The organism is Rheinheimera tangshanensis (genome assembly GCF_014645135.1).
GTDB lineage: Bacteria > Pseudomonadota > Gammaproteobacteria > Enterobacterales > Alteromonadaceae > Pararheinheimera > Pararheinheimera tangshanensis.
Window position 1 is genome coordinate 456,751 of the sequence record NZ_BMLH01000001.1, and the last position, 14,694, is coordinate 471,444.

Consider the following 14,694-nt stretch of genomic DNA (forward strand, 5'->3'; position numbering starts at 1 on the left):
AGGGGCAGCTTATAGTGCAGCTCAGGGATTTCAGGGTTCAATTGACATGACGTTAAAAGCTAAACTGGGTTTGGTATTTGGCTCTCTAGCCCTGATCGTTATCTGTCTTTATAGCTCTGCAAAGCTGCAATTACGTCATGAAACTATGGTCAGAGTTCAGGCTGAACAGCAATTGCTGATGAGTTTGTCTTTGATGGTTGAACCCTTTTTAGCACAGAACAAAATAGAGCAAGTCAAAGGCCATCTGCTGGCCACCAGCTTTTCCAGTACTTTACCTATCAAAGCTATTTTAGTGTATCAGGCTGATGGCAATTTGTTTGCCGCAACCCAATTTCCGCGTGAGCTGTTTAATTTTAGTCCAACCCGTGATTTAACCGGACAAAAAGCCTTACAAGATGGTTCTACTCTGTTGTGGTCCACTGTGATGGTGACTCCTGCCAGTATGAGTTATTTCGACAGCGATAAAGTCGCAGCTGAGGGCAGTACCTTGGGCTATGTCGCTATCCAGATCTCGCCATTGCGTTTATCTCAGCTATGGTGGTGGCAAAGCTTTTTGTGGGGCACAGTGTTAGTCATCATTCTTGCTTTAGCTGTGTTATTGCAGCGCCGTATTTTTTACCATCAGCATTTACGTTGGCAGGCATTTTTGAGACAAATCCGGACTTTAGTTTCTTCTCAGGAGCTTAACGATAAAAAGCTTACAGAGTTTGACTCTGCCGAACTGACATTGTTGTTTCGCTCACTGTATACGCAGCAACAGCAGCTCCAACAGCAATTGCAATTACAACATCAGCTGGAACAAAAGCAAGAACAAAACAAACAAATGGAATGTGAGCAACGGGAGCTGAACTATCAACAACAGTTAATGACTCTTGCCGATGAATTAAACAGCAGCCAATGCCAATTACAGCAATGGCAACAACTTTGTGTTTTAGGTCATGCCGGGAAAACGGAGCAGCAGGCTCAACTGCTGAAGTGGCTGCAGACTCAGGATATGCTGGATAAGCTTGAATTGCAGCAGGAAACTGTCTGGTTTCCTGCATGGCTGGCTGCGCAGGTGGCAGTATGGCAGCAAGAACTGCAACTTGATAAATTGAATTTTGTTCTGGTGGAGGACCCTGCACTGAGTGTATCTGAAGTGCAGTTTTATACCCGACACACGGCTGAGTTATTGAAACAAATCCTGAGTCTTGTGCTACAGGATGTGCAACAAAACGAATTGAGTCTGCATATCAACCTGCAGACATTTTCCGACAATAAACTGTTGCTGCAGTTTGATCACTCAGGCCAGAGCAAAGCGATTCGACAGGTGATTTCAACAACAGAATCTGCTGCAGTAGTGCAGCAACTCTGCCACAGATCACTGACACGGCTTGGCGCTAAATTGTCCGTATCTGCTTTGGAAGACTTAGGTTGTTCAGTACGCCTTGAATTGTCCTTAATTGCAGTAAAAAGTACAGAGCTTCCTATGTATCAAACTGCAGTCTATCTGGACACTAACCCTCTGCGGGCTGCCGTTTTAAAACAAAGTGTTTATTCAGTTGCAGAACAAGTTATTTATATCCAACAATGGTCACAACTTCAGCCTGAGTTACAACATCGACTCGTTGATTTAGTGCTTGTGCAACTGCCTTCTCCTGATACTGCAGACTCGCTTCGGACTGAATTACAGGCCCTTGCAGCTCGTACTCCGTTATTGGCATTTTGTGACTTTGCCCAGTTGAATGACTGGAAACAGATGTTAAATTGTCCTGTATTGGCCAACCCTATGTTGTCAGCAGATATCCGGCAGTATATTGACCGCAAGCCTGCAGAACCGCAGTTGAGGCTATTGGTGGTGGATGATAACAAAACTAATCTGGCTTTTGTCAAAGCCATCCTGAGTCAGCAACAGTTAGAAGTTGATACCGCAGAGACGGGAGCTGATGCGGTCCGGCTTGCTAAAAGTGGCCGATATCAGTTGATCCTGATGGATATTCAGTTACCGGATATGTCAGGCATTTTGGCGACTCACCTGATCAGGCAATTACCACAACATCAGAATACGGTGATTATGGCATTTACCGCCCATGCTTTACCGGAGGAAATCCAGCAGTTTCATCAGGCTGGAATGAATGATGTGGTAATCAAGCCTTTAGATGCTCACAAAGTGGCAGACTTGATCCGACGCTGTCAGCAACTCAGCCCTCAAAATCCAATACCGGGTTAAACAGTTGCTTTACCGCTTGCAGATAAGCCGGATTAGCCTGACTGTTCAGCAAAGGCAAGAGCTCAGCTCCTACAGGAGTAAATTTGTAGTATTGCAGTACCACTCCTGAATGCCTGGCTTTGCAGGTCAGCTGGTGCTGGTGGTATTGCAACTGCAAAGGTTGAGCCGGGATCAATTCACCGCTTTCAATTTCAATCTGATGCAACAGATTGAGGTCAATCAAGCTTAGGATCTGAGGATAAGTCAGCCCGAACTGGCTCAGGTTCAGCACAGCTCTGCTACGACCTGTCAGCACTTGCCAGATAGAAGGTTTGCGGACATAACCAAAATAAATATGACCACTGTCCTGTAGTCTGACTCTACAGGTCAGACTTGCTGCTTTTTGTAAGGCTAAGGCCTCTTTGTAACTCATACGTTGTAATAAAAATAAGGTTTTTAGCGAAAAGCTGCCAGGTTGGCCAATTTCTCCAGCCAGTATCTTAGCCCATAGCTGTTGCATGGTTTGGTTAGAAATATTCAGCACGAGGTCACAGTATTGCTGAAACCAATCCGGGTCGACCTCCATCTCTGCGACGTAGTCCGGACAAAAATCCAAAGCCAGTGCCATGATCTTCTCTAAATTGGACTGCTGTCGTTCTTTATTCATGCGCTCACGTCGTTCAGCACGTTGTGATAGAGTCGGGCCTTTAAAGCCAGTCTCGATAGAGACAGGAGCTCCGGATCGCTGTGACAGACTCTGATGACGTTGACTAAAGTCGCCTGCCTGAACCTGACTGACCGTCTCTGTATCTGCCGCGCTGCTTTTTGTTGCGAATTCCTGACCTAACTGGCTGCGAGCTAATTGCAATAAACGTTGATGACCACGACCAGTAGAGATTTTCTGCATCAGTACACCTCAGATGAAGACAGTTTCTAGTGTTTATTTTTCACAATAGCGCAAAAACCAGGTGACGACTTCAGAAGAAGTTTATGAATGTGTTAAATCAATGATTCATAATGGTTTTAATAAAATGAATTGCTTTTTCTGCCTGAGAGTATAGTGTAGAACAACTGGATTAAAAGCTTACCAAGGATTGTTGTGGGATTAGGTTCTGATTGTTAAAGCTAATACAGGGTTTAGGCTCGTATTTATGCAGTAAAACCTTGATATGTTTTTAAAAAAGTCCCTTACAGCTGATGTAAAAAAGGTCGGAGCATGGTGTCAAAAGCAGCAGATGATGATTTTCTGTTCCTCGCAGAAGACGAAATAAATTCGGAAGCAGAAACCCAATCCAGCGGTGAGTGGCACCTGTTGATTGTGGATGATGACGAAGAAATTCATACAGTCACTAAGCTGGCTTTATCTGACTTATTGGTTTTGGACCGTAAGTTGGTGTTTCATCATGCGTTTTCCGGTAAAGAAGCACTGAAGTTTCTGGCACAACATCCTTACATCGCCGTTATTTTACTTGATGTCGTGATGGAGTCTGACGACGCAGGTCTCAAGGTTGTGCAGCAAATCCGCGATGAATTAAAGATGGATGAGGTACGGATAGTTCTGCGTACCGGCCAGCCAGGTTATGCCCCGGAAGAGAGTGTCATCAAAGAATATGACATCAACGACTATAAAACCAAAACTGAGCTGACCCGCAATAAGCTGGTTACCGCTATTATTTCGTCCATTCGCAGCTATCAGCAAATCCGTACTATTAATCAAAACCGTATCGGCTTACAGAAAATTATCAATGCCGGCGCTAATTTGCTTGAACAGCATTCTTTGCATGAATTCTCTGAAGGAGTGGTAACTCAGATTTCTTCATTAATAGGTTTGCATGCAGAAGGGGTGCTCTGTGCGCAGATTGAGGATGACGGCAGTAGCAGTGATACTATTTATGTGTTGGGTGCGGCAGGGCACTATGCGCCCTATATCAAATGCAAATTGGAACGACTGAACAACCACAGAATTATTCAGCAAATTACCACCTGCCTTGAAGAAAGACGCCACATTTTTACCGAAAAAGATACCGTATTGTATCTAGGCAATACGGAACATGCAGCTGCTGTTTATATCGAAACCAACAGGCCGGTGGAAGATTTTGATCGCCAGTTGATCGAAGTGTTTTTGAGTAATATCTCCATTGGCTATGAAAACGTCACGTTGTTTCAGCAATTAAAACACGCTGCTTATATTGATCCTTTAACTAAAACACCAAACCGTAACGAGTTCACCGCTTTGTTGCAGGAAACCCGTCGTCTGGATCCTGATCGTAATGTTGCAGTACTGATTGATATTGATCATTTTTCTGATGTGAACGATGGTTTAGGCCAGGAAACGGGCAATGAGCTGCTGATCGCTATCACGCACCGACTGGTGGCTCAATTTGGCGAAATCGCCCAGATAGGCCGTATTGGTGCAGATGTATTTGGCTTAATAGGGCCTGAGCAGGCGCTGACTCCAGAGTCGTTGTCTGGCATTTTTGAAATGCCATTTCAGTGTTCCGAACATTCGCTACAGGTCAATGCCAGCTTCGGATTTTGCCGGTTACGTGACAGCGCCATGCATGGCCTGACTATTCTGAAACATGTGTATATAGCGCTGAACAGAGCAAAAAAGCATCTGGCACAAAACTATGAATATTTCAGTGCCAAGATGGAAGAACAGATGGTCGACCGGCTGGTCATGCTCAGAAGTCTGAGATCGGATTTCCAGAGAGACAAACTTCAGTTGTGGTATCAGCCACAAATTTGTTTAAAAACTGGCCATGTGTTGGGGATGGAGGCGTTATTACGCTGGCCTCAGTCCGAAGGATGTTTTGTCTCACCTTCTGTTTTTATTCCATTGGCAGAGTACTCTGGCCTTATCATTGAAATAGGTGACTGGGTGCTGCAGCAAGCCTGTAAACAATTGCAAAGTTTAAAAGCGCAAGGCTTTCCCAAGTTACGTATAGCAGTGAATGTGTCTATGCCACAGTTCCGTAATCATCGATTTGTGCAGTCTGTTATTGATTGTGTCGAGCGTTATCAGGTGGACCCGGCGTTGCTGGAGCTGGAAATTACCGAGTCTGTGGTGATGGATGATCCACAAATTGTGATTGCAGCTTTAAACAAGCTAAAAACATTTGGTATTAAAGTCGCGATTGATGACTTTGGTATAGGCTTTTCATCCCTGAGTTATTTACAGCAGTTGCCTTTAGACAGGATTAAAATTGATCGTGCTTTTATTCAGGATTTTGCCCGGCCCAACGGCACTTTAATTGCGGAAACTATCGTGGATCTTGGACAAAAGCTTGGCTTAGCTACTATAGCTGAAGGCATAGAAACTCAGGCGCAGGAAGATGCAGTGCGTGCTATGGGCTGTCAGGAAGTACAGGGCTTTATGTATGCTAAACCTATGACTGCGGCAGATTTAGTGAAGTTTTTATCTAAAAGTTGAAAATTAAGGGCAGAGTAAAATTAAACAACAAAGCTTAATTTTACTCTGCCCTTAATTCGTTTTAGCGACTGGCAATCAAAGCTAGCTGTTCGCCCATCTGATGCAAATCTTTGCTGTTTTGTTGGCTTTGAGTGGTGTGTGTGGCGATATCCCGCATGTATGTCACCATAGTTTTAGTTAAATGCTGCTGCTCATCTGTCGCCGAGGCTATTTCCTGATTCATCGCACAAATTTGCGCTATGCTGCCGGTGATTTCCTGCAAAGACAATCCCGCCTGATTGGCAGACTGCACACTTAAATCCGCTTGTTCACTGCTTAACTTCATTTTTTGCACGGCGTCACGGGCAGCGCTTTGCAACTGCTCGATGGTGCGCTGAATTTGTTCAGTGGATTTTTGCGTACGGGATGCCAGAGTACGTACTTCATCTGCCACTACCGCAAAACCACGGCCTTGTTCACCAGCTCTTGCTGCTTCAATAGCGGCGTTCAGCGCCAGTAAATTAGTTTGTTCCGCTATACCTTTAATCACTTCAAGCACGGCGCCAACCTGATTACTGTCTTGTTCCAACTGAGCAATAGTGGCTGATGCCTGCTGTAAATTTTGTGCCAGTTGTTCGATATTCTGCACTGTGCTGAATACAGTTTGCTGACCTTGTTTCGCAATATGATTGGAGTGGTTCGCTGCATCAGCCGCCATATTGGCGCTTTGCACTTCATCTAATACACTTTGGTTCATCGACTCCACCATAGTCAGAGTCTCACCCACAATCTGTTGCTGTTGTCCCAGATGCTTTTGTTCGTTTTTAGCCATATGGCGTATAGCTATAACCAGTTGCTGCAATTGCTCAGTCTGAGTTGAAGTGTCGTGTTGTTGCTGTTGCAGCGTGCCAAGCCACAGGTTAAATTGTTCACGAGCTTGAGTCAGCTCCGAAGCACCAGTAGCGCTTAACCGCAAGCTTAAGTCTTTTTCCTGCACACAGCGCTTGATTAGCGTCTGTTGTTCCGTCACGTAGTTTTGGTAATTTTTGACAGCAGACTGAAGCAATACCCAGTTCAGTAGCAGCACTGCAGTGATGAGGAGCACAGACCATAACCAGTGCTGTCCTGCGAACAAGGTAGCCAATAACACCATAGTTGTGAGCGTGATTACACTTGACAGCATAATTTGGGTTCGCGCAGACCCGAATTCAAACAAAACCATAACCTTACCCCTGACTCACTTCAATCTTTCTGCTGAAGTAGAATTTATTATTGTAATAATGAAAATTGGCCGATAGAACTAAACCAAATCTGCTGCTGAAAATAACAGATATTTACCGAAGTTTTTATCAGATTTTGCGTTTTTTTGAGAAAAAAGTCCTGGGTGTAAACAAAGAGACTGGCAGGAAGGATATTACTGAATAAAGTGCTGGATTGAAGGGATTCAGTGGATAAAAAAACGGCACTTTACAGTGCCGTTTTCAGTCGCAGATGTTACTTCTGCTGAGCGCGCTCAAACGAGCTGACGATTTCAGCTCTGGCTTCAGCTTTGTCGCCCCAACCAATGACTTTGACCCACTTACCTGGCTCTAACTCTTTGTAACGTTCAAAGAAATGCTGGATTTGGTTTTTCAGCAGTTCTGGCACGTCGTTCAGATCCTGGATGTTGTCATAAATTTTAGTCAGTTTGCTGATAGGCACAGCTAAAACTTTAGCGTCTTCACCGGCTTCGTCTGCCATTTTTAATACAGCAACTGGACGGCATTTGATCACTGCACCTGGTACCAGTGGGTATGGTGTTGGCACTAATACATCAACCGGGTCACCGTCTAATGACAGAGTGTGGTTCACAAAACCATAGTTGCACGGGTAAAACATTGGTGTTGACATAAAACGGTCAACCCAGACTGTACCTGTGTCTTTGTCTACTTCGTATTTGATTGGATCGGCATTCGCCGGAATTTCAATGATGACATTAATTTCATCTGGCAGATTTTTACCTGCGGCAACCTGACTTAAGCTCATAATGCTTCCTTTATGCTGAATTTTGGTGCTGTATTATAACAGCGGCCGTAAATATGGCTATAGCCGTTGTACTTGAAGCTGCAGCTTTTACCAGGCCTATGCCTGATGATACTGCAGGCAGCTTTCCACTTCGTGCTTTGAGCCTAAAATTACAGGGACACGCTGGTGAATATCCACAGGCTGGATTTCCATAATACGTTCATAGCCTGTAGTACTGGTACCGCCTGCCTGTTCGACCAGAAAGCTCATTGGATTGGCTTCGTACATCAGGCGCAGTTTGTCTGGTTTGCTTGGGTCTTTCAGATCCCGTGGATAAGCAAAAATACCACCACGGCATAATATTCTGTGGACGTCACCGACCATAGCGGCTATCCAACGCATATTAAAATTCTTACCGCGGGGACCTTCTTTGCCTTTGAGCAGGTCGGCAATGTAGCTCTGCATAGCAGGCTGCCAGTAGCGTTGGTTCGACATATTAATAGCAAATTCAGCGGTGACACCGGGAATAGTGACCTGCTCTGTGGTGAGCAGGAAACCGCCATAGGTTTTATCCAACGTATACATTTTGGTGCCTTTACCTGTGGTCAAAGCCATCAGGGTTGAAGGGCCATACAAAATGTAACCCGCTGCAATCTGAGCAGTACCAGGTTGCAGGAAAATAGCAGGATCAGCAGGGTCTGCGCCTTTGGGGGCCGGCAGAATTGAAAAAATAGTGCCAATTAAGCTATTGATATCTGTGTTGGACGAACCATCCAGTGGGTCGAAGGTGACCAGATATCTGCCTTCAGGGTTACCTGCCACAGTACTTTCTTCTTCTTCAGAAGAAATGGCCATCACAGAACCTGTTTCAAGGATCAGATCTTTCAGCAGCTCATTGGAGATAACATCGAGTTTCTTCTGAGTTTCGCCCTGAACATTTTCGTTCAAAGTGGAACCCAATACATCGGAGAGTTCACCCTGACCGACCCGAAATGAAATTTCTTTGCAGGCAGCTACGATACTTTTAATCAGATCTATCAGTTCTGCATCTGCGCCATCTAGACGCAGGGCCGGAGCCAATCGACGCATAACACCATCCTTTTTTTGTGTAGGTAGAGGAAGCTCTGGCCGCAGTATGAATTTTGATTAGAGGCTGTCGGCCACAGCAGCTGCCATTTTAATCAAGTTCGGGCTAAATTGCAGGTTTCTCACTGTTTTATTTCAGCTGTTCTTCAGAGTCCTTTGCTAGAATGGCTGCAAAATCCAAAATGGACCGGCTAAGGATCGAGTATGCATATTCATATTTTAGGTATTTGTGGCACTTTTATGGGCGGTATTGCCGCTATTGCAAAAAGTCTTGGGCATAAAGTGACAGGCTCTGATGCCAATGTGTACCCACCTATGAGCACTCAGCTGGAACAATTGGGTATAGAGTTGACGCAAGGTTATGATCCGGTTCAGCTACAACCCGCGCCTGATCTGGTGATTATTGGTAATGCCATGTCGCGTGGTAATCCTGCAGTGGAGTACACACTGGATCAGAATATTCCCTATAATTCTGGCCCGCAGTGGTTGGCGGAGCAGGTTCTGCATCAGCGCTGGGTGCTTGCTGTATCTGGTACTCATGGTAAAACCACGACCAGCAGCATGTTGGCTTGGGTGCTGGAGTATGCAGGTCTAAAACCTGGCTTTTTGATTGGTGGTATTCCGCAGAACTTTGATAGTTCAGCCCGTTTAGGCGACTCGCCGTTTTTTGTCATTGAAGCGGACGAATACGACACGGCTTTTTTTGATAAACGTTCTAAGTTTGTGCATTACAGACCCCGGACTTTGGTCATCAATAACCTGGAATATGATCACGCTGATATTTTCCCGGATTTAGCTGCTATTCAGCGTCAGTTCCATCATTTGCTGCGTATGGTGCCGTCGACTGGTCTGGTGTTAAGCCCGGCCAAGGTTGAAGCTGTGGATCAAACCCTCGCTATGGGCTGCTGGAGCGAACAACAGCGTTATGGCAAAGACTGGACTGTGGAGTTAAAACAGCCGGATGGCAGCGTATTTGAGCTGTTTTATCAAAGTGTTTCGCAAGGCACCTTAGGTTGGGATTTATGTGGTAACCATAATGTCGAAAACGCTGTGATGGCGATAGCGGCTGCCCGTCATGTCGGAGTGCCTGTGGCAGTCTCTATTGAAGCTTTAACGCAGTTTGTGGCGCCAAAACGCCGGATGGAACTTAAAGGTATAATCAACGATATTGCTGTGTACGACGATTTTGCCCATCACCCAACAGCTATTGAAACCACTTTGGCCGGTTTAAGAGCCCGTGTCGGGGATGCAAAAATCTGGGCAGTGCTGGAGCCGAGATCCAACACCATGCGAATGGGCGTACACAAATCTGCTATCGCTGATTCGCTGCATGATGCCAATGAAGTGCTGCTGTTTGAACCTGCAAATTCTGGCTGGTCCCTGACTGCTGTGGCAGAACAGATGCCGGGCAGGGCGCAAGTGTTTCAATCAGTTGAATTAATAGTGGCCGCTTTGGTTGAAAAAGCGTCCGCAGGGGATCATATAGTCATTATGAGCAATGGCGGTTTTGGTGGTATACATCAAAAGTTACTGGACGCCTTGTTTGCAACCCGTCGTACTTGAAGCTGCAGCTTTGTTGGCTGCCTGTTCGCGCCCCAGTCACATAGGTTAACTATGCTCCTGGGGTCTTGAACACTTGCCGCCTCGCCGCAACTCCAATTACTTAGGGTTCAGATCGGCGTGAAAATAAGAGCCACCACTTTAAAAAGAGAACTCCATGACCCAAGAAGTCACCTTAGCTTTTACCGGCGCTTCAGGCGCTGGTTATGGCTGGCGTTTGCTGGAAAACTTACTGGCACAACAAGTTAAAGTGCATCTGTTAATTTCCAGTGCGGCCCGCGTGGTATTCGCTACCGAATATGATTTAAAACTTCCGGGCGGGCCTGAAGCCTGTCGTGATTTTATTCTGGAAAAAACCGGTGCCAGCAAAGAGCTGCTCGCAGTGTATGGCAAAGACGACTGGTTTTCGCCTTGTGCTTCAGGTTCTGCTGCACCGAAGCAGATGGTGATTTGCCCATGCTCTACTGGCACTGCTGCCGCTATTGCCCATGGCATGAGTGACAATCTGATTGAACGTGCTGCGGATGTAGTGCTGAAAGAGCGAGGTCAGCTGATTATTGTGCCCCGCGAAACTCCATTAGGTACTATTCATCTGGAGAACTTACTTGCCTTGTCCAAAGCTGGCGCAGTGGTGATGCCGGCAGCGCCTGGTTTTTATCATCAGCCTCAATCTGTCGATGACTTAATCGACTTTATGGTGGCACGAATTCTTGACCATTTAGGTTTAAAGCAACAGTTAGTCAGCCGTTGGGGCTATGGAGATCCACAGTGACCTTAGCGTTAGATATTCAACAGTTACACAAGGTGTATAAAAGCGGCACTGTCGCTTTAAAAGGTATTGATCTGCAAGTGCAGCAAGGCGACTTTTTTGCTCTATTAGGCCCGAATGGCGCAGGCAAAAGTACCAGCATTGGCATTATCAGTTCACTGGTCAATAAAAGCAGCGGTACAGTCAAAGTTTTTGATTATGACTTAGATACTCAACTGGAAGATGCCAAAAGCCAGCTGGGTTTAGTACCACAGGAATTTAACTTCAACCAGTTTGAAACTGTGCTGCAAATTGTATTGAATCAGGCTGGTTATTATGGTGTGCCACGTTCTGTCGCCATAGTGCGGGCTGAAAAATACTTAGGTCAGCTTGGCTTATGGGATAAACGCTATGCCCGCTCGCGTGAGTTGTCTGGTGGTATGAAACGCCGTCTGATGATAGCCCGAGCTTTAATGCATGAACCTAAGTTACTGATTCTAGATGAACCTACAGCGGGGGTGGATATTGAACTACGCCGCTCTATGTGGGAGTTCTTAAAAGAGATTAACCAGCAGGGTGTGACTATTATTCTGACCACTCACTATCTGGAAGAAGCAGAGTCGTTGTGCCGTAATATCGCCATTATCGACAAAGGCCAGATTGTCGAAAATACCAGCATGAAAAACCTGTTGAGTAAGCTCAATAAGGAAACCTTTTTACTGGATATAGCGCCGACAGATGCTGTGATCACACTGGAGGGTTATACCTTCCGTCAGACTGACAGCCATAGTCTGGAAGTCGATGTGGAAAAAGCTCAGGGCTTAAATGGCGTATTCAGCGCTTTAACAGCGCAAGGCATTCAGGTGCTTTCAATGCGTAACAAAGCCAACCGTCTGGAAGAGTTGTTTGTCAGTCTGGTCGAAAACGGACGCGGAGCCAAAGTATGAGTTCTCGTAATTTAATAGCGCTACAAAGTATTCTTTATAAAGAAACCAACAGATTTATGCGCATTTGGGTGCAAACCCTGGTGCCTCCAGCCATTACCATGACCTTGTATTTTGTCATTTTTGGTGCTTTGGTGGGCTCGCGTATTGGTGATATGGGGGGCTTCAGTTATATGGAGTTTATTGTGCCTGGCCTGATTATGATGTCGGTCATCACCAACTCCTACTCGAATGTGGCCTCATCTTTTTTCAGTGCCAAGTTTCAACGTAATGTCGAAGAGCTATTGGTCGCACCTGTACCTAACTACATCATAGTGCTGGGTTATGTCGGTGGTGGCGTGGCGCGCGGCATTCTGGTTGGATTGATAGTCTCTTTGTTATCACTGTTTTTTGTCGATATCAAAGTGCATCATTTGTTTATTCTGATGTCGACAGTGGTATTGACTGCCACTTTGTTTTCGCTGGCCGGTTTAATTAACGCTATTTACGCCAAAACTTTTGATGACATCAGTATCATTCCAACTTTTGTACTGACGCCTTTAACTTACCTGGGCGGCGTGTTTTATTCACTGAGTTTGCTGCCGGAGTTTTGGCAGTATGTCTCGAAGGTGAACCCCATTGTGTATATGGTCAACGCCTTCCGTTACGGCTTTTTAGGTGTCAGTGATGTCAATCTGGTGTTTGCGTTCAGTGTGATTGTTGGTTTTATTGTTGTGTTTTTTAGCTTTGCTATGTATCTGATTAATAAGGGTACTGGCCTTAGAAGCTAAGCCACTGCACCTTCACATCAAAAAAGAGGCGCTTATACAGCGCCTCTTTTTTATACAGTTCCTCTTTCATAGTAGCGAAGTGGCACTGGCGCTGCAGGGCCAAAATAGTAACCTTGGGCGTAGCTGATGCCACAACGTTCCAGTGCATCCAAAGATTGTTTGCTTTCGACCATTTCTGCGATGATCAGTAAGTTGGTTTGTTTGGCAAAAGAGCTGATATGTTCAATAAAAAGCTGAGCGTCCGGGTCTGAGCTTATCAGTTCAATTAAGCTGCCATGAATTTTTAATCCATCCACCCGTAACTGCAGTAAATCGGCTATGCCTATACCGCTTGCTATACCAAAATCATCCAGCAGTACCTTGGCTCCGGTTTTCTGTAGGGCCAGTATAGCCTCACGACAGCGCTCAAACTGAGGTAAAACTCCGGCTTCAGCCAGTTCAAAATAGACCCGTTGTGGTTTGGGGTAATGCTGCAGGTAGTCGAGGAAAAACTGTTGCAAATCATCATCCAGTAAGTCCCGACAAGTGATATTAATAGACCAGCTGACTTCAGAGCTAGCGAACTGACTGGCACTTTTAATAAACATCATTTTGGTCAGCTCAGTATCCAGATGATTACGATTGATGATGCTTAAAAACTGACCCGGCGTCAGTATGCTGCCGTCACTGCGTAAAATCCGCGCCAGACATTCGTATTGGAGAATCTCACCTGTACTGATGTGTACCACAGGCTGGAAGTACGGCACTATTTGTTCATGACCTATGGCCTCACGTACTTCTTTGGCCATTTTGATATTGGTATGCAAATGCTGTTTCAGCGCCAGTAAGTTATCCGAATACACCACTAATGATTGCTGCTGCAAACGTGCTGTATTGACCGCCAACATGGCATTTTCCAGCACTACAGCGGCAGGAGATAACGCCACGCCTAAAGTCACAGTAAAGAGCAGGTAAGGGTCATTCAGCACTGGCTGACTGAAATCAAAACTTTTGAGTTTGTCATGCAATTCGTGATCAGAGCTTGCAGCAACGCGGCGAATAGCAAGCTTTTCAAAAGACAAACGGTATAATCGGAATGAAGGTCCCAGATGCTGTTGTAACTGGTGAATAAAGTGCTTCACCGCTTGTTCGGCAATCAGGGTGCCGTACAAGTGACTGATTTCCTCAAGATTGTTGACTTGTAAAATAGCCAGTTGGCAGAGGTTTGCTGACTCACGTCGCAGATGGGCTTCCAAAGCTAAGGCATTGCGCTGCCCAGAGCTGCGGTCTGTGGTCAGGTTATGTCGTAATACCACGGCGTAACTTAACGCCAACAGCAGGGCTAAACCAAAGAATATTGAACCACTTAAAATAGAGTGCTGCATACTGGCCATCAGCCACTGATCCAGATCGGTAATGGCAATATCAGCGCCCGCTAAATACACAGTGCCATCGGCGCTTTGATACGGAATCAAGACAGAACGGAAATGACCAAATTGGTCAACAGACTCTTCAAATACCGGCGCTATGGAGGCAAAAGCAGCTTTGTTGGCCTCCGTCGCTTCAGGATAATAATCGTAAAAGTAGCTTAACTGGCCACGAAGTAAGTCATCTTCTGTGTAGCTGGATGAGGTGAAATGTACTTTGCCATCGACCTGGATCATGCTGTAGACATATTGTAATTTTACATCTTTGGCGTACAGGCTGAGTTTCTTAGCCAGCTCCAGATACTCAGCACGAGAGATATGTTGGGGGCCACTGATGTTATTGTGGTAGTTTTCGCCAAGTAAATAGGGCACTGCTTTTACTGCACTGATCAGTTGCTGGTCAATCTGTGCCAGTTTAGTCTGATAGGTTTGCTGGTACTGGTAATACACAAAAAAAACGATGGCGAACAAATACACCACGAGACTGGCAATCATAAAATGCGCTGAACGGATCCGTACCATGCAATGACTCGTAAAAAGGAACCTGAAAACAATACGTTAATAGCTTAGCTGATT

11 protein-coding genes are annotated in these 14,694 nt (G+C 45.5%); 6 read left to right on the forward strand and 5 right to left on the reverse strand.

The window, feature by feature from the left end; translation table 11 throughout:
• The first annotated feature begins 46 nt into the window (after positions 1-46).
• Positions 47-2,209: a response regulator gene (locus IEW88_RS02115; RefSeq protein WP_147902926.1), complete on the forward strand. Its 2,163-nt coding sequence runs from the start codon at positions 47-49 to the stop codon at positions 2,207-2,209.
• On the opposite strand, the gene IEW88_RS02120 is transcribed toward IEW88_RS02115, so the two are convergent.
• Positions 2,181-3,095: a TIGR03899 family protein gene (locus tag IEW88_RS02120; RefSeq protein WP_147902925.1), complete on the reverse strand. Its 915-nt coding sequence runs from the start codon at positions 3,093-3,095 to the stop codon at positions 2,181-2,183. The two genes, IEW88_RS02115 and IEW88_RS02120, sit on opposite strands and share 29 nt — an antisense overlap.
• Positions 3,096-3,404: 309 nt before the next feature.
• Here IEW88_RS02120 and IEW88_RS02125 point away from each other — a divergent pair, with 309 nt between their 5' ends.
• The gene (locus tag IEW88_RS02125; RefSeq protein WP_147902924.1) at positions 3,405-5,621 is read left to right on the forward strand and encodes a two-component system response regulator; all 2,217 of its coding nucleotides are present in this window, start codon (positions 3,405-3,407) and stop codon (positions 5,619-5,621) included.
• Between the two features lie 61 nt (positions 5,622-5,682).
• On the opposite strand, the gene IEW88_RS02130 is transcribed toward IEW88_RS02125, so the two are convergent.
• From IEW88_RS02130 to IEW88_RS02140, 3 genes are all read right to left on the reverse strand, one after another.
• On the reverse strand, positions 5,683-6,783 hold the full coding sequence (locus tag IEW88_RS02130) for a methyl-accepting chemotaxis protein (protein WP_221411344.1): 1,101 nt from the start codon (positions 6,781-6,783) through the stop codon (positions 5,683-5,685).
• A 311-nt stretch (positions 6,784-7,094) separates the two neighbouring features.
• The gene (ppa, locus tag IEW88_RS02135; RefSeq protein WP_053425617.1) at positions 7,095-7,625 is read right to left on the reverse strand and encodes an inorganic diphosphatase; all 531 of its coding nucleotides are present in this window, start codon (positions 7,623-7,625) and stop codon (positions 7,095-7,097) included.
• A 96-nt stretch (positions 7,626-7,721) separates the two neighbouring features.
• Positions 7,722-8,693, reverse strand: a complete 972-nt coding sequence (locus IEW88_RS02140; RefSeq protein WP_053425618.1) for a class 1 fructose-bisphosphatase — start codon at positions 8,691-8,693, stop codon at positions 7,722-7,724.
• Between the two features lie 201 nt (positions 8,694-8,894).
• Between IEW88_RS02140 and mpl the strand changes: the two genes are divergently transcribed.
• The 4 genes from mpl (at position 8,895) to IEW88_RS02160 (ending at position 12,712) form a co-directional block, all read left to right on the forward strand.
• Entirely contained in the window at positions 8,895-10,253 is a 1,359-nt protein-coding gene (gene mpl / locus IEW88_RS02145) for a UDP-N-acetylmuramate:L-alanyl-gamma-D-glutamyl-meso-diaminopimelate ligase (RefSeq protein WP_147902923.1), read from the forward strand.
• A gap of 154 nt (positions 10,254-10,407) precedes the next feature.
• A complete protein-coding gene (locus IEW88_RS02150) occupies positions 10,408-11,022 on the forward strand; it encodes a flavin prenyltransferase UbiX (RefSeq protein ID WP_147902922.1) in 615 nt (204 codons plus the stop codon).
• Positions 11,019-11,945 (forward strand): ABC transporter ATP-binding protein, encoded by a 927-nt coding sequence (locus IEW88_RS02155; RefSeq protein WP_147902921.1) that lies wholly within the window; start codon positions 11,019-11,021, stop codon positions 11,943-11,945. Before IEW88_RS02150 ends, IEW88_RS02155 begins: the two co-directional genes overlap by 4 nt.
• Entirely contained in the window at positions 11,942-12,712 is a 771-nt protein-coding gene (locus IEW88_RS02160; RefSeq protein ID WP_053425622.1) for an ABC transporter permease, read from the forward strand. The genes IEW88_RS02155 and IEW88_RS02160 overlap by 4 nt, the downstream gene beginning before the upstream one ends.
• A gap of 50 nt (positions 12,713-12,762) precedes the next feature.
• Here the strand turns inward: IEW88_RS02160 and IEW88_RS02165 are convergent, their stop codons facing one another.
• Complete coding sequence (locus tag IEW88_RS02165) at positions 12,763-14,613, reverse strand: EAL domain-containing protein (protein ID WP_185148512.1); 1,851 nt, start codon at positions 14,611-14,613, stop codon at positions 12,763-12,765.
• Between the last annotated feature and the right edge of the window lie 81 nt (positions 14,614-14,694).